The sequence below is a fragment of the Endozoicomonas sp. 2B-B genome, from assembly GCF_053470045.1.
The window spans coordinates 936,395-952,400 of record NZ_JBLZMU010000001.1 but is presented as its reverse complement, the minus strand read 5'-3'; the positions used below and the strand labels follow the sequence as shown (position 1 = coordinate 952,400).

Below are 16,006 nucleotides of genomic sequence, written 5' to 3'. Positions count from 1 at the left end.
TCGTTCAACCAACCTGCCCTTGCTATTGGTTGTCACGAAATTGCGTTACATAGAAATAGCTTACCGTGTCTGCGTCAGAGCGTACCAAACTACAGGTAAATAAAAGCCATCGTTGAACATTTACGAGACAGCAACTGGCTCTGTGAAAATAAGAAAGGCCACCCGAAGGCAGCCTCTCTCATTTAGCTCACTGTATAAAAACAGGCGTCAGCCTATTTTTACACCTCGCCGAAGTTAAGAGCTTCAGACAGAGCCGCTTCAACTTCAGAAGCAGATACCTTGCTCGGTACTTCAAACTCAGGCTCTTCACGACCCTTACGACGTTCTTCGTGGTAAGTCAGACCTGTACCTGCAGGAATCAGACGACCCACGACTACGTTCTCCTTCAGACCACGCAGGTAGTCACGCTTACCGGTAACAGCTGCTTCGGTCAGAACTCTTGTGGTTTCCTGGAAGGAAGCCGCAGAGATGAAGGACTCAGTGGCCAGAGATGCCTTGGTGATACCTAGCAGAACCCTGTCGTACTTGGCAAGAATCTGATCCTGATCGCCCAGCTTCTCGTTTTCTTCCAGAACAGTGGTCAGTTCTAACTGGTCACCGCGGATCAGAGAAGAATCACCGGTGTCGGTCACTTCAACTTTACGCAGCATCTGACGCAGAATGGTTTCGATGTGCTTGTCGTTAATCTTAACGCCCTGCAGACGGTATACATCCTGGATTTCGTTAACGATGTAACGGGCCAGCTCACCAACGCCAAGTAGACGCAGAATGTCGTGGGGGTTCGTAGGACCGTCAGAAATAACTTCACCCTTGGTCACCTGTTCACCTTCGAACACGTTCAGGTGACGCCACTTCGGAATCAGCTCCTCATAAGGATCGCTGCCATCGTTCGGGGTGATGACCAGACGCTTCTTGCCCTTGGTCTCTTTACCAAAACCGATGGTACCAGTGATTTCCGCAAGGATAGAGTGCTCTTTGGGCTTACGGGCTTCAAACAGGTCGGCCACTCGTGGCAGACCACCGGTGATGTCCTTGTTACCGCCGGACTGCTGCGGAATACGGGCAACTACGTCACCAATTTCTACCGTCGCGCCGTCGGCCAGGTTCACCAGAGCGTTCGCAGGCAGGAAGTACTGAGCTGTTACATCAGTATTTGGCAGCTTCAGTTCTTTGCCATTAGCATCCAGCAACTGGATAGCAGGACGGATATCCTTTCCAGCAGAAGGACGATCCTTAGGATCCAGAACTTCGATGTTGGACAAACCGGTCAACTCATCCGTCTGAGTCTTGACGGTAATGCCTTCTTCCATGCCCAGAAACTTAACGGTACCGGACAGTTCGGTCACGATGGGGTGGGTGTGTGGGTCCCACTTGGCCACTATCTGACCGGCTTCTACTTCAATACCGTCCTTGACAGACAGAACCGCACCGTATGGCAGCTTGTAACGCTCACGCTCACGTCCGAATTCATCTGCGATAGCGAGCTGACCAGAACGGCTTACAGCAACTAGCGCACCGTCTTTACGCTCAACGTGCTTCAGGTTCAGCAGACGGGCGGTACCCTTGTTCTTAACAGAGATGTTGTCCTGTGCAGATGCACGGGATGCAGCACCACCGATGTGGAAGGTACGCATGGTCAGCTGGGTACCGGGCTCACCGATTGACTGGGCAGCGATAACGCCGACCGCTTCCCCTTTGTTAACCAGGTGTCCACGACCCAGGTCACGGCCATAACACTTGGAACAGATGCCGTAGCGGGTTTCACAGGTAATTGGAGAACGAACCCTGACTTCGTCAACGTTCATCAGCTCCAGGCGCTTAACCCAGGCCTCATCGATCAGGGTACCGGCAGGTACAGCGATTTCATTCTCTGCACCCGGCTTGAGTACGTCTTCAGCAACCACACGACCCAGGATACGTTCACCCAGAGGTTCTACGACTTCACCACCTTCGATGTGCGGAGTCATCTGCAGACCACGGACAGTGCCACAGTCGTCTTCAGTCACTACCAAATCCTGGGCAACGTCTACCAGACGACGGGTCAGGTAACCGGAGTTCGCTGTTTTCAGAGCGGTGTCTGCCAGACCTTTACGAGCACCGTGAGTAGAGATGAAGTACTGCAGTACGTTCAGACCTTCACGGAAGTTTGCGGTAATCGGCGTTTCGATGATGGAGCCATCCGGCTTGGCCATCAGACCACGCATACCGGCCAGCTGACGAATCTGTGCAGCACTACCACGAGCACCGGAGTCGGCCATCATGTAAACACTGTTGAAGGATTCCTGTTCTTCCTCTTCACCCTGACGGTTGATCACGGTGTCGGACTTCAGGTTGTCCATCATGCGCTTGGCCAGCAATTCGTTGGCACGGGACCAGATGTCGATCACCTTGTTGTACTTCTCACCCTGTGTCACCAGACCGGAAGCAAACTGGTTTTCAATCTCACGCACTTCTTCGTTAGCGTCATCAATGATACGGCTCTTGTCGCCCGGGATAACAAAGTCGTTAACACCGATTGAGGAACCGGAAATCGTCGCATAATGGAACCCCATATACAGCATCTGGTCAGCGAAGATAACGGTTTCCTTGAGACCCACGTTGCGATAACAGGTATTCAGCAGACGGGAGATCGCCTTCTTCTTCATGGTCTGGTTGACCAGTTCGAAAGGCAGACCTTCAGGTACGATTTCCCATAGCAGGATACGACCAATGGTAGTATCTGCCAGGAAAGCGTTGCTGTGCTCTACGCCGTCGTCGTCTTTGTACTTTTCAGCAACACGTACCTTGATACGGGCATGGAGATCAGCATGACCGGTACGGTAGGCACGCAGGGCTTCGTTTACGTCAACGAAGGCCATGCCTTCACCCCTGGCGTTAATACGGTCACGGGTGATGTAGTAAAGACCCAGTACTACGTCCTGGGAAGGTACAATAATAGGTTCGCCACTTGCTGGTGCCAGAATGTTGTTGGTAGACATCATCAGGGCACGGGCTTCCAGTTGAGCTTCCAGAGTCAGAGGTACGTGTACCGCCATCTGGTCACCATCAAAGTCAGCGTTATAAGCCGCACACACCAGCGGATGCAGTTGAATCGCCTTACCTTCGATCAGAACCGGTTCGAACGCCTGGATACCGAGACGGTGCAGTGTAGGTGCACGGTTCAGCATCACCGGGTGTTCTCGGATTACATCAGCCAGAACGTCCCAAACCTCAGGGGTTTCACGCTCTACCATCTTCTTGGCAGCTTTGATGGTGGTCGCCAGACCTTTGGCTTCCAACTTGCCGAAAATGAATGGCTTGAACAGCTCCAGAGCCATTTTCTTGGGCAGACCACACTGATGCAGACGCAGGGTAGGACCTACGGTAATTACAGAACGGCCAGAGTAGTCAACACGCTTACCGAGCAGGTTCTGACGGAAACGGCCCTGTTTACCCTTGATCATGTCAGCCAGGGATTTCAGGGGACGCTTATTGGAACCGGTGATAGCACGACCGCGACGACCATTATCCAGCAGCGCGTCTACAGATTCCTGCAGCATACGCTTTTCATTGCGGACAATGATGTCTGGAGCATTAAGATCGAGCAGACGCTTCAGACGGTTGTTACGGTTGATTACACGACGGTAAAGGTCATTCAGGTCAGACGTCGCAAAGCGACCACCATCCAACGGCACCAGAGGGCGCAGATCGGGTGGCAGAACCGGCAGAACAGTCAGAATCATCCACTCAGGGTTGTTACCTGATTTGTGGAAAGCTTCCAGCAGTTTCAGACGTTTGCTCAGTTTCTTCAGTTTGGTTTCGGAATTGGTCTGCGGAATTTCTTCACGCAGCATGTCAACTTCTTCACCCAGCTCGATGTCAGCCAACAGAGCTTTGATGGCTTCAGCACCCATACGGGCATCAAAGTCGTCACCAAACTCTTCCAGAGCCTCGTAGTACTGCTCATCGTTCAGCAGCTGGTTTTTCTCCAGGGTCGTCATACCCGGATCAATCACTACGTAAGACTCAAAGTACAGTACCCGCTCGATATCACGCAGGGTCATGTCCAATAACAGACCGATACGGGATGGCAGAGACTTCAGGAACCAGATGTGAGCAACAGGGCTGGCCAGTTCGATGTGACCCATGCGGTCACGACGCACTTTCGCCAGCGCGACTTCTACACCACATTTTTCACAGATGACACCACGGTGCTTAAGACGCTTGTATTTACCGCACAAGCACTCGTAGTCCTTGACCGGACCAAAGATCTTGGCACAGAAAAGGCCGTCACGCTCAGGCTTGAACGTACGGTAGTTGATTGTTTCCGGCTTTTTAACTTCACCGTAAGACCAGGAACGTACCATTTCTGGGGAAGCCAGACCGATACGAATCGAGTCAAACTCTTCGGTTTGACCCTGGGTCTTGAGTAGATTCAGTAGGTCTTTCAAGATCGCATCTCCTCGATCCACCTGCTGGCCAGACTATGCCTGACCGGCGGATTTCACGTATTCGTTATTCGGTGTCCAGCTCAATGTCGATACCCAGAGAGCGAATCTCTTTCAACAGTACGTTGAAGGATTCGGGCATCCCGGCTTCCATTCGATGATCACCATCGACAATGTTTTTATACATCTTGGTACGCCCGGTCACATCATCAGACTTAACAGTCAGCATTTCCTGCAGGGTGTAGGCAGCACCGTAGGCTTCCAGTGCCCATACCTCCATCTCACCGAAACGCTGACCACCGAACTGGGCCTTACCACCCAGCGGTTGCTGGGTAACCAGAGAGTAGGAGCCTGTAGAACGTGCGTGCATTTTATCATCAACCAAGTGGTTGAGCTTCAGCATGTACATGTAGCCCACAGTGACAGGACGGTCAAAGGCATCGCCAGTACGGCCGTCGTGCAATTTTACCTGTCCCGTGTCGCTCAGGTCTGCCAGACGCAGCAGTTCCTTAACCTCAGACTCTTTGGCTCCATCAAATACTGAAGTAGCCATCGGTACACCGCCGCGCAGGTTGTTGGCCAGTTCCATGACTTCTTCGTCAGTGAACTTGTCCAACTCCTCAACACGTCCGCCACCCACTCCGTTATAGACCTGATCCAGGAATTCACGGATTTCAGCGACTTTCTTCTGAGACTCGATCATGCGGTTGATCTTGTGACCCAGACCACGAGCCGCAGCTCCCAAGTGAGTTTCCAGAACCTGCCCTACGTTCATCCGAGACGGTACACCCAGCGGGTTAAGTACGATATCAACCGGATTACCTTCTTCATCATAGGGCATGTCCTCGACAGGCATGATGATGGAGATAACCCCCTTGTTACCGTGACGACCCGCCATTTTGTCACCTGGCTGAATGCGACGCTTGATAGCCAGATAAACCTTGACAATTTTCAGGACGCCAGGCGCCATGTCATCACCGGTCTGCAGCTTTTTCTTCTTGTCTTCGAAGCGCTCGTCGAGCTGTGCACGACGTTCTTTCAGCTGTTCTTTAGCCAGATCCAGCTGTTCGTTCAGGGCCTCGTCAGACATGGACAGACGGAACCACTGTTCGTGTTCCAGATCATTCAGGAATTCGTCAGTGATGGTGTTGCCCTTGCTCAGGCCAGGACCACGGTCGACAGGCTGACCACGCAGAGCTTCACGCAGACGATCGAAGGTATCTTCTTCAACGATACGGAACTCTTCGTTCAAGTCCTTGCGGTATTCGTCCAGAGCCGCCTTTTCGATGCCCTGGGCACGACTGTCTTTTTCAACGCCGTCACGGGTGAATACCTGTACGTCGATGACGGTACCCTTAACAGAAGTTGGCACACGCAAGGAAGTATCTTTAACGTCGGAAGCCTTCTCACCGAAGATCGCACGCAGCAGTTTTTCTTCCGGAGTCAGCTGGGTTTCGCCTTTAGGAGTTACCTTACCGACCAGAATGTCACCGGCACCCACTTCAGCACCAACATGAACAATACCAGCTTCATCCAGTTTGTTCAGTGCAGACTCACCGACATTAGGAATATCAGAAGTAATTTCTTCCGGTCCCAGCTTGGTGTCACGAGCCACACAGGTCAGTTCCTGAATATGGATCGTGGTGAAGCGGTCTTCCTGTACAACGCGCTCGGAAATAAGGATCGAGTCCTCAAAGTTGTAACCGTTCCATGGCATGAAGGCTACGCGCATGTTCTGACCCAGAGCCAGCTCACCCATGTCTACAGATGGGCCGTCAGCCAGAATATCACCACGAGCGATGGTTTCACCGGCACGAACCAGAGAACGCTGGTTAATACAGGTATTCTGGTTAGAACGGGTATACTTGGTCAGGTTGTAGATATCGACACCGGCCTCACCTGGTTGCAACTCGTCGTTGTTGACACGAACAACGATCTTGGCAGCGTCAACGGTATCAATCACACCGCCACGCTGGGCAACAACGCAAACACCGGAGTCAGAAGCCACGTTACGCTCCATGCCAGTACCTACCAGAGGCTTGTCGGCACGCAGGGTTGGAACGGCCTGACGTTGCATGTTCGATCCCATCAAAGCACGGTTAGCATCGTCGTGCTCGAGGAATGGAATAAGGGATGCCGCAACGGATACCACCTGCTTGGTCGAAACGTCCATGTACTGGACTTTTTCAGGACCCATCAGAGTAAATTCGTTACGGTGACGAACGTTAACCAGCTCTTCAGTCAGGTTATTACTGTCGTCCATTTTCGCAGAAGCCTGAGCAATAACATACTCACCTTCTTCGATGGCAGAGAGGTAATCAATATCATCAGTTACCTTGCCATCTACTACCTTGCGGTAAGGAGACTCCAGGAAACCATAATCGTTAGTACGGGCATAGGTCGCCAGAGAGTTGATCAGACCGATGTTCGGACCTTCAGGCGTTTCAATAGGGCATACACGACCGTAGTGAGTCGGGTGTACGTCCCGAACTTCAAAGCCGGCACGCTCACGGGTCAAACCACCCGGGCCGAGTGCTGATACACGACGCTTGTGAGTCACCTCGGACAGCGGGTTGTTCTGATCCATAAACTGGGACAGCTGGCTGGAGCCGAAGAATTCCTTGATAGCCGCTGCAACAGGCTTGGCGTTAATCAGATCCTGAGGCATCAGGCCTTCAGACTCTGCCAGACTCAGACGTTCCTTAACGGCACGCTCAACACGAACCAGGCCGACACGGAACTGGTTTTCAGCCATTTCACCCACAGAACGGACGCGACGGTTACCCAGATGGTCAATATCGTCACAGATACCCTGACCATTTCGGATGTCTACCAACGTCTTCAGAACATCAACAATGTCGGTGTTGTCCAGAACACCGGAACCGATGTCTTCTTCACGACCCAGACGACGATTGAATTTCATACGACCTACAGCTGAGAGGTCATAACGCTCTGCAGAGAAGAACAGGTTACCAAACAGCGTTTCTGCTGCTTCTTGAGTGGGTGGCTCGCCAGGACGCATCATGCGGTAGATTTCTACCAGAGCTTCCAGACGGTTTGTAGTAGTGTCACTGCGCAGCGTATCGGAAATATATGAACCGCAATCCAGTTCATTGATGTACAGGGTTTCAACCTGCTTGATACCAGCTGCCAGCAGCTTTTCGTATACTTCCAGGGTAATTTCAGTGTTGCAATCAACAATGATCTCACCGGTCGCGGAATCTATAACGGTTTTGGCCAGGACTTTTCCGTAAATGTACTCAACGGGAGCTTCCAGCTGTTCAATATTGGCTTTTTTCAGCTGACGGATGTGACGTGCAGTAACACGACGCCCCTGTTCAACCAGAACATTGCCTTCACCGTCTTTAATATCAAAGCTTGCAGCTTCACCACGCAGACGCTCGGCGGCAAACTCGGTACTGACACTTTCAGCACCGATGCTGAAATCTACAGTATCGAAGAAGTAGTTCAGGATCTCTTCATTACTCATGCCCAGAGCACGCAGAAGGATCGTAGCAGGCAGCTTGCGACGACGGTCGATACGCACGTAAAGCATGTCCTTGGGATCGAACTCGAAGTCCAGCCATGAGCCACGGTAAGGAATAACACGGGCGGAGTATAGCAGCTTGCCTGAAGAGTGTGTTTTACCACGATCGTGGTCAAAGAATACACCAGGAGAACGATGAAGCTGAGATACGATAACACGCTCAGTACCATTGATTACAAAGGTACCGTTCTCAGTCATGAGCGGAATTTCGCCCATGTAAACTTCCTGTTCCTTGATATCTTTGATTGCCTTGTTGGCAGAGTCTTTGTCATAAATGATAAGGCGCACTTTCACCCGCAGAGGTACTGCGTAAGTTACACCTCGAAGTTGACATTCCTTGACATCAAACGCAGGAGTACTGAGCCTGTAGCTCACGTATTCCAGCGCCGCATTTCCAGAGTAGCTTACGATTGGAAATACGGATTTGAATGCAGCATGAAGACCAATGTCTTCACGTGCGGTCGGCTCTTTTCCGGACTGCAGCAGCTTGTGATAAGAATCAAGCTGAATAGCCAGAAGATAGGGCACATTCATGACATGCGGCAGTTTGCCGAAGTCTTTGCGGATGCGTTTTTTCTCTGTATACGAGTATGCCATCAGCGTTCCCCAGCTTGGTCACCTGGTTCTGGCTTCAGACCGTCTGGCCTGGCCATCTAGGTTTATTGAGGGCGGGTGGCCCCCTTTTGATACCCAATTAAAAAACGGTGATTTCAACCGTTACCGTTGCATGAGCTTTAGCGTCCAGAATGAAAGCAGGGCTTTCATTCTGAGAATCTGACCGGAAATTGCGCTCCAACGGATCATGATCCGAGCTGTCGATTTCCGGTAAGGCTCCCACTCTGCCAATGACACTGCAACTTTCTCAGATTGATGGAGGTTCACTTCGGCGGTAACACACAGTTCAGCCTGTGCCAATACCGATCTGAATCCCATCAATTTAATAAGCCATCGAACACTGCCATCCAGCATGGAACGATATAGCTCATACAACGGAAAAAGGCCGGTGCCATAAAGGCACCAGCCACCTGAGTCTATTATGCAATAGGCTCTGGATATTTCAACGCTGTCGTAGAATTACTTAACTTCTACGGAAGCGCCAGCTTCTTCCAGCTGCTTCTTCAGGTCTTCAGCTTCTTCCTTGCTCACGCCTTCTTTCAGAGGAGCAGGAGCGCCATCTACAACAGCTTTAGCTTCTTTCAGACCCAAGCCAGTCGCGCCGCGAACAACCTTAATTACGTTTACTTTCTTGTCGCCAGCAGCAGTCAGAATTACGTCGAATTCAGTCTGTTCGGCAGCCGCAGCGCCAGCGTCGCCAGCAGCAGCAGGGGCAGCAGCAACTGCAGCAGCAGCAGAAACGCCGAACTTCTCTTCCATAGCTTCAACCAGCTCAACAACGTCCATTACGGACATTTCAGCGATTGCATTCAGGATATCTTCTTTAGACAGAGCCATTGTATGTCTCCAAAAATCTTTTTTGGGGTAAAACCCCGGAATTCATTAAATAAGAGAAAAAATCAGCCACCTGGAGAGCACCCGGATTAAAGGCCTCCCACGCACTAAGGGCTTTAATGCCTGCCAAGAGGCTTAGGCGGCTTTCTTTTTCTCGTCGGCAACAGCTGCCATTACACGTGTAATGCTGCTTGGGAACTCGTTCAGAGTTCTGGCCAGCTTGGTTACAGGTGCAATCATTACACTCATCAGCATCGCGCGAGCCTGATCCAGAGTAGGCATCTTGGCCAGAACATCAATCTGTTCTGCTCCCAGAAGCTGTCCAGAGATGGACAGAGCCTTAACTTCCAGAGCATCGTTCTCTTTAGCGAAGTCCTTAATCAGACGCGCAGCAGCGCCCGGATCTTCCTGAGAGAAGGCCAGCACAGTTGGACCAACCAGAGAGTCTTGCAGGCACTCAAAATCAGTACCTTCAACAGCGCGCCTGGCCAAGGTATTACGTACAACCTTCAGGTATACGTTACCTTCACGAGCCTGCTTACGCAGTTGAGTCATCTGGTCAACCGTGAGACCACGGTAGTCCGCGATTACAGCCGACAGAGCGCTTTGTGCAGCCTCGCTGACTTCGGCGACAATCGCCTTCTTGTCTTCGAGTCCTAACGCCATTGGCTTTACTCCAAATTATGAAGTTAACACCCGGCTATTCAGCCACTGAGTAACCGGGCAGTTACAATACGGTGAAGGGTTAATAACAAAATACTGAAACAGTCTTTTGTATTGCTCACCGTCTACGCAGGAAATTAAGCGTCGATCTTTTTGTCAGGCCTCCTGGCCCAACCCTGATTTAACAGGCACAGATCTTCACACCTACGATCTTTGACGGCCTCCGAAAACCGGAGACCCCAAAGTCTTTCGGATACTGCAGATATCCTGCCTGCAGCTTTCCACTATTCGTTAACCAGCTCAGGGCCGACTCTCAGCTCCGGGCTGTTTTCAGCAAAGCTGTGAATATTAGATATTCAGGGAGCTCATGTCGATAGTCAGACCCGGGCCCATGGTAGAGGACAGAGTGACTTTCTTCATGTAAACACCCTTACTGGAAGAAGGCTTCAGCTTCTTCAATTCAGCCAGCAGTGCTTCAGCGTTCTCTTGAAGGGAGCCCGCTTCAAAATCGATCTTACCGATGCCCGCATGGATAATACCGTTCTTGTCAGTACGGAAACGTACCTGACCGGCCTTGGCGTTTTTAACCGCTTCAGCAACATTTGGAGTAACAGTACCCACTTTCGGGTTAGGCATCAGGCCGCGCGGACCCAGAATCTGGCCAAGCTGACCTACAACGCGCATCGCATCCGGAGAAGCAATAACTACGTCAAAGTTCATTTCGCCCGCTTTGACCTGAGCAGCCAGATCATCCATACCAACGATGTCAGCACCGGCTTCTTTAGCTGCTTCAGCGTTTGCGCCCTGTGTGAATACAGCAACACGAACGTCTTTACCAGTTCCTGCAGGCAGAACGGTAGAACCACGAACTACCTGATCGGATTTACGAGGATCCACACCCAGATTTACAGAAATCTCAACGGATTCTTTGAACTTAACGCTGGATACTTCCTTCAGGACGTTAGCAGCTTCTTCGAAGGAGTATGCCTTTTCAGCTACAACCTTCTCAGCTATCATCTTGGCGCGCTTGGTCATCTTAGCCATTATTCCACACCCTCCACGTTGACACCCATGGAACGAGCAGAACCAGCAATGGTGCGAATTGCCGCGTCCTCGTCTGCTGCAGTCAGATCAGGCTCTTTGATCTTGGCCACTTCCAGAAGCTGCTCACGAGTAGCAGTACCCACTTTTTCAGTGTTAGGGCGACCGGAGCCTTTCTTCAATTTCAGAACTTTCTTCAGCAGGACAGATGCAGGCGGAGTCTTGGTCTCAAAGGTGAAGCTTCGATCGCCGTATACGGTAATTATTACCGGAATCGGCATACCAGCATCCATCTCTTGAGTCTTTGCGTTGAACGCCTTACAAAACTCCATGATGTTCACGCCGTGTTGACCCAGAGCAGGACCTACAGGTGGTGAAGGATTAGCTTTACCTGCAGGCACCTGCAGTTTGATGTAAGCTTCGACTTTTTTAGCCATATCAACCTCAATAGTGGGTCTTCGCTTTAACAGTCACTTTCGGCTTCCACCAGACTGCCTCAGCTACCCGTTCAGGGCTTGCGCCCTTCAGATAAAAACCCTGCACTACTTACGCAGCACAGGGTCTTGAATTTTTTAAAGTCTGTTATGCCTCAAGACCCGCTCAAGACTGATCAAACTTTTTCAACCTGGACAAACTCCAGCTCAACCGGTGTAGAGCGACCGAAGATCATTACCGCAACATGCAGACGGCTCTTCTCGTAGTTCACTTCTTCCACCACACCATTGAAGTCCGCAAACGGCCCATCAATGACTCTAACCATCTCACCAGGTTCAAACAGCGTCTTGGGACGTGGTTTCTCAACACCTTCCTGAACACGCTGCAGTATGGCATCCGCCTCTTTTTCGGTGATTGGTGCAGGCTTGTCCGCCGTACCACCAATAAAACCCATGACCCGAGGGGTATCTTTAATAAGATGCCAGCTATCTTCGTTCATTTCCATCTGGACTAATACATATCCAGGGAAGAATTTACGCTCACTTTTACGCTTCTGACCGTTTCTGATTTCAACCACTTCTTCGGTAGGCACCAAAATCTCACCAAAGAGATCCTCCATACCGTGAAGCTTTACGCGCTCAATCAGCGAACGCATCACCTGCTTTTCGTAGCCGGAGTAGGCATGAACCACATACCAACGTTTCGCCATTATTTATCCCTATCCAATCAGGCTGCTGATAATCCAGCCTAGCAGAGAATCAAGCGCCCACAAAATGAGCCCCATAATTACAACCACAGCTACAACAATCAGCGTGGTCTGAACAGTTTCCTGACGAGTCGGCCAGACTACTTTGCGAATCTCAACCTTAGCTTCCTTGACCAGCGTCCAAAAAGCATCACCTTTTACGGTTTGAAGCGCAACAAACCCGGCCACTGCAGCCAAGGCCACCAAAGCCAGCGCCCTGTAGAGAACAGAATACTCACCAAAGTAAACATTCCCACCAACACCAGCGGCCAGCAGAACCGCAACAAGGGCCCACATGAGGCCATCCAGTCGTCCTTTAGGTGCTACTTCAGGTTTTCCACTCATCGGTTGACTATCTCTATTCGGAAAAGCTTTGCCAGAAATTATACTGACATAATATAGAAATGGCAGGCCAGGAGGGAATCGAACCCCCAACCCCCGGTTTTGGAGACCGGTGCTCTACCAATTGAACTACTGGCCTGTATCTTTGAGCAGTCTTGTGATACCTACCCCGATACAAGGACCGATCAATTATAATCGACCCCAATCAAGCTGAAAAGTCTTATTCTTTTTTAAACCTCATAAACAGAGGCAACCAACAGGAGGAATCCACCCCCCTTTACACCATATGGAGCTCTTGAGCAGATTTGAACTGCCGACCTCACCCTTACCAAGGGTGCGCTCTACCAACTGAGCTACAAGAGCACTTAAATCAGAATTAATGGAGCGGGTAGCGGGGATCGAACCCGCATCATCAGCTTGGAAGGCTGAGGTTCTACCATTGAACTATACCCGCAAAGCAGGACCTACATCATGCAGTATGCCCACTTATCAAGCCAACTTACAAGAAAGAAGACTTAGAAATCTGGTGGTGGGGGCTGGATTCGAACCAGCGAAGCTTTCGCGTCAGATTTACAGTCTGATCCCTTTGGCCGCTCGGGAACCCCACCAAGTGCTGCGCCATTCTATTCAGGAGCATTTCAATGTCAAGCCCGTTCCCTGCCAACTATGCAGAAAGCTTGTCTTGTCTAGCCGCCCTGAAGCGCAGGCGTATATTAGTGAATCGAATCGTCGGATGCAACGCTTTTGCAGTTTTTTTCCAGCATTTTCAGATCATTGTATTCGTCAGCCTGCCTCTCCCAGAAACCGACGCTTAACTTCTTTGCTTCTGAATCTGTCATCTCCAGCCAGAATGTTTCAGGCTCACGGGGTAGCTTTTTAATAGCGGGTTCATAACCCGCCTCTTGTACACGACGACTGACTTCATTCGCCGAAACTTCCTTGCTGAATAACCCCAGAGATATGCCATTAGCCAGCTCACCCTGGGTAATCACAAAACTGTCTATTCCCTGCCCCTGCAACTCTCTTAACAACCTTATTGCCGACTGCCGATTACTTCGGGGAGGAATATGCACCCAGTAGTCAGCAAGTACTGCCTCGTTGTCAGAACGCTCCCTGCTCGAAATACCCAGAGAAAAGAGTTTCTGCTGCAGATGGTCTGCTTTTGCAGAGGATTCAAAAGGCCCCACTACAAGACACTGGGCTTCAGCGACTTTCTTTGTCGTTTTTTTCTCCCGCGTTTGCACAGGGAGTTCTGATGCTACCTCGGAGAGCAGCATCAATCTTTTACCTGCCTGCACAGAAACTTCGTCACCTACGTTTACAGCCCGGTAGGGCTTATGGGACTGATGATAATAGCCCCAGACAAAATAGCCGGCATTGGCAAAGAGAAGTACCAGGACGATCCAGCGCATACTAAAAACCGAATTTTGGAAGTTAAACTCTATAAATAGCTTCTATAAACAGCTTTTATAAACAGTATGACTTCCCATTAATTTTAAATCTGGGTGATTAAAAAACATTATTGTCTTTCAAAGGCAATCGAGAGTCCATCCAGAACCAACTCTTCAATCAGCACCTGCTCTATTTCTTCCTTTATGTGAGTTTGCAACAAAGAAGCATCGCCGCCGGTCAGAAACAAACGGGCGCCCGGCCATTTAAGACAGGTCTCATGAATGAAAGATACTGCCATAGCCAGAACACCATGGTTAATACATTCTGAAGTGACGGTTCCCAATGCTGTTGCTTCCGCAGGATGCTCAATGTTATCGAGATTGGCCGTATTGACGGCCAGAGCATTTTTCATCAAGCGGATACCCGGAACAATGAATCCTCCCTGATGGTTTCCGTGACCATCAATCACATCCACTGTAATAGCTGTACCACAACTGACAACGATTTTAGTATTGTGCAGAGAATGAGCATGTGCCGCCAGCATGGCCAGCCACCGATCTACACCCAACCTTTCTACTTCTTTATAGATAACTGTAAGACCAGCAAAGCTTTTTCGGGTTTTAGCAATAAATGGCTCCACGCCGGTAGCTTCTGACAAAATGCGCACTAACTGCTCTAATCTTGCGTTCCCTGAGACTATTGAAATAGCAATGGAGTCAAGAGTTCCCAACTCTTCCAGAAGCAGGGACAAGATAATCTGCCAGTCAGCATCATTATGAATGAAGCCCGATTGAACGGAAGCACCACCGGCCATCAGACGCCATTTAAGTCGGGTATTTCCGGCATCCAGCTGCAACTGTCTATCGATGATCTCATTCATGATTGACGAAATGACACTTCTCCACCATTAAAAACATGAAGACCAGAAACTGTCTCGAGCAGCAGCCCGCCCTGATCATCCACTCCCATATAACGCCCTGTTACGGATCGGTTCGAAGCCATTAATGCAACTTCCTTGCCACGATAGGCATCGTATTCGCACCATTGCTCTCTGAACAGCCTGAAGCCACCTTGTCCAAATCCATCGAGCAAATGAGTCAGGGTATTGATTAACTGTCCTGCGACCGCATTTCGGCTCACCGTCTTGCCACACACCCGGAAAAGATCAACAGCCGGCTGACCCACTGACTCCAGCTGCTCATCACTTAAACGGACATTAATGCCTATTCCGATCACCACTTCACACTCACCCGTGGGATCTCCATGGACTTCCAGTAACACACCACAGAGTTTTTTACCCTGCCAGAGAACGTCGTTGGGCCATTTAAGCTTTAATTCTCCGGCTCCCAATGTTTCCAGTGCTTTCACAACGGCCAGACCTACCGCAAGACTGAGCCCCTCCAGCGAAGCCGTTCCCTCACCATTCTGCCAAAGGGCAGACAAGCTTATTGTTGACCCAAAAGGACTGCTCCATACTCGACCCCGTCGCCCCCGCCCTTTTGCTTGATACTCTGCCAGACAAAAACGAGTGACTCCGGCAGGAACCGGCCCCAGGTTACGAACAAGGTCATTGGTTGATTCCGCAATAAAGCAGGTATGGACTTCAGATTTATTTCGAACACCTATATCTATAGTGCTCTCAATCTTTTTCTTATCAAGAAGCTCAATACCACTGCCGAGGCGGTAACCTTTACCTCGCACAGAATCCACTGCCAGGCCAAGCTCTTCAATCGCTTTCAGTTTTTTCCAGACAGCGGCCCGACTGATCCCAAGCTGCTCACCCAGATCTTCACCAGAATGAAACTGCCCGTCCGCCAACAAGCCCAGTAATTTATCCATCAACCACTCCCAACAACTGAGAACAAATAATATGCGCTTCATTCCTGCTGCTCAAATCATCCAGACATTCAAGGAATGATATTGCCGAGATGTTTCTGGTGTTCTTTCACCAAGACCCGGCTTATA

Annotated in this window: 11 protein-coding genes and 4 tRNA genes; all 15 read right to left on the bottom strand. The window is 50.4% G+C overall.

What is annotated here, in order from left to right:
• Nucleotides 1–218: 218 nt before the first annotated feature.
• The 15 genes from rpoC to birA all read right to left on the bottom strand — a co-directional run bounded on the left by rpoC (nucleotide 219) and on the right by birA (nucleotide 15,880).
• Nucleotides 219–4,430 carry a DNA-directed RNA polymerase subunit beta' gene (gene rpoC, locus ACOMHB_RS03800; protein WP_422136666.1) on the bottom strand — a complete coding sequence of 1,404 codons (4,212 nt, stop codon included), beginning with the start codon at nucleotides 4,428–4,430 and terminating at the stop codon, nucleotides 219–221.
• Between the two features lie 64 nt (nucleotides 4,431–4,494).
• A complete protein-coding gene (gene rpoB, locus ACOMHB_RS03795) occupies nucleotides 4,495–8,571 on the bottom strand; it encodes a DNA-directed RNA polymerase subunit beta (RefSeq protein ID WP_448215562.1) in 4,077 nt (1,358 codons plus the stop codon).
• A gap of 477 nt (nucleotides 8,572–9,048) precedes the next feature.
• Nucleotides 9,049–9,426 carry a 50S ribosomal protein L7/L12 gene (rplL, locus tag ACOMHB_RS03790; protein WP_422136664.1) on the bottom strand — a complete coding sequence of 126 codons (378 nt, stop codon included), beginning with the start codon at nucleotides 9,424–9,426 and terminating at the stop codon, nucleotides 9,049–9,051.
• Between the two features lie 132 nt (nucleotides 9,427–9,558).
• Nucleotides 9,559–10,089, bottom strand: a complete 531-nt coding sequence (gene rplJ, locus ACOMHB_RS03785; RefSeq protein WP_317143700.1) for a 50S ribosomal protein L10 — start codon at nucleotides 10,087–10,089, stop codon at nucleotides 9,559–9,561.
• A 345-nt stretch (nucleotides 10,090–10,434) separates the two neighbouring features.
• Entirely contained in the window at nucleotides 10,435–11,130 is a 696-nt protein-coding gene (gene rplA, locus ACOMHB_RS03780) for a 50S ribosomal protein L1 (RefSeq protein ID WP_422136663.1), read from the bottom strand.
• Entirely contained in the window at nucleotides 11,130–11,564 is a 435-nt protein-coding gene (gene rplK, locus ACOMHB_RS03775; RefSeq protein WP_252177357.1) for a 50S ribosomal protein L11, read from the bottom strand. The genes rplA and rplK overlap by 1 nt, the downstream gene beginning before the upstream one ends.
• A 173-nt stretch (nucleotides 11,565–11,737) precedes the next feature.
• Complete coding sequence (gene nusG, locus ACOMHB_RS03770) at nucleotides 11,738–12,271, bottom strand: transcription termination/antitermination protein NusG (RefSeq protein ID WP_317143703.1); 534 nt, start codon at nucleotides 12,269–12,271, stop codon at nucleotides 11,738–11,740.
• Nucleotides 12,272–12,280: 9 nt separating this feature from the next.
• Nucleotides 12,281–12,652 carry a preprotein translocase subunit SecE gene (gene secE, locus ACOMHB_RS03765; RefSeq protein ID WP_448215561.1) on the bottom strand — a complete coding sequence of 124 codons (372 nt, stop codon included), beginning with the start codon at nucleotides 12,650–12,652 and terminating at the stop codon, nucleotides 12,281–12,283.
• Nucleotides 12,653–12,712: 60 nt separating this feature from the next.
• Nucleotides 12,713–12,788 (bottom strand) — tRNA-Trp (locus tag ACOMHB_RS03760).
• 148 nt (nucleotides 12,789–12,936) lie between these two features.
• A tRNA-Thr gene (locus ACOMHB_RS03755) sits at nucleotides 12,937–13,012 on the bottom strand.
• Nucleotides 13,013–13,029: 17 nt separating this feature from the next.
• Nucleotides 13,030–13,103, bottom strand: a tRNA-Gly gene (locus ACOMHB_RS03750).
• Between the two features lie 70 nt (nucleotides 13,104–13,173).
• Nucleotides 13,174–13,257: transfer RNA gene (locus ACOMHB_RS03745), tRNA-Tyr, on the bottom strand.
• A 105-nt stretch (nucleotides 13,258–13,362) separates the two neighbouring features.
• Complete coding sequence (locus tag ACOMHB_RS03740) at nucleotides 13,363–14,061, bottom strand: SPOR domain-containing protein (RefSeq protein WP_448215560.1); 699 nt, start codon at nucleotides 14,059–14,061, stop codon at nucleotides 13,363–13,365.
• Between the two features lie 107 nt (nucleotides 14,062–14,168).
• Complete coding sequence (locus ACOMHB_RS03735) at nucleotides 14,169–14,921, bottom strand: type III pantothenate kinase (RefSeq protein WP_448215559.1); 753 nt, start codon at nucleotides 14,919–14,921, stop codon at nucleotides 14,169–14,171.
• Nucleotides 14,918–15,880 carry a bifunctional biotin--[acetyl-CoA-carboxylase] ligase/biotin operon repressor BirA gene (gene birA, locus ACOMHB_RS03730; protein ID WP_448215558.1) on the bottom strand — a complete coding sequence of 321 codons (963 nt, stop codon included), beginning with the start codon at nucleotides 15,878–15,880 and terminating at the stop codon, nucleotides 14,918–14,920. Before birA ends, ACOMHB_RS03735 begins: the two co-directional genes overlap by 4 nt.
• Nucleotides 15,881–16,006: the final 126 nt, after the last annotated feature.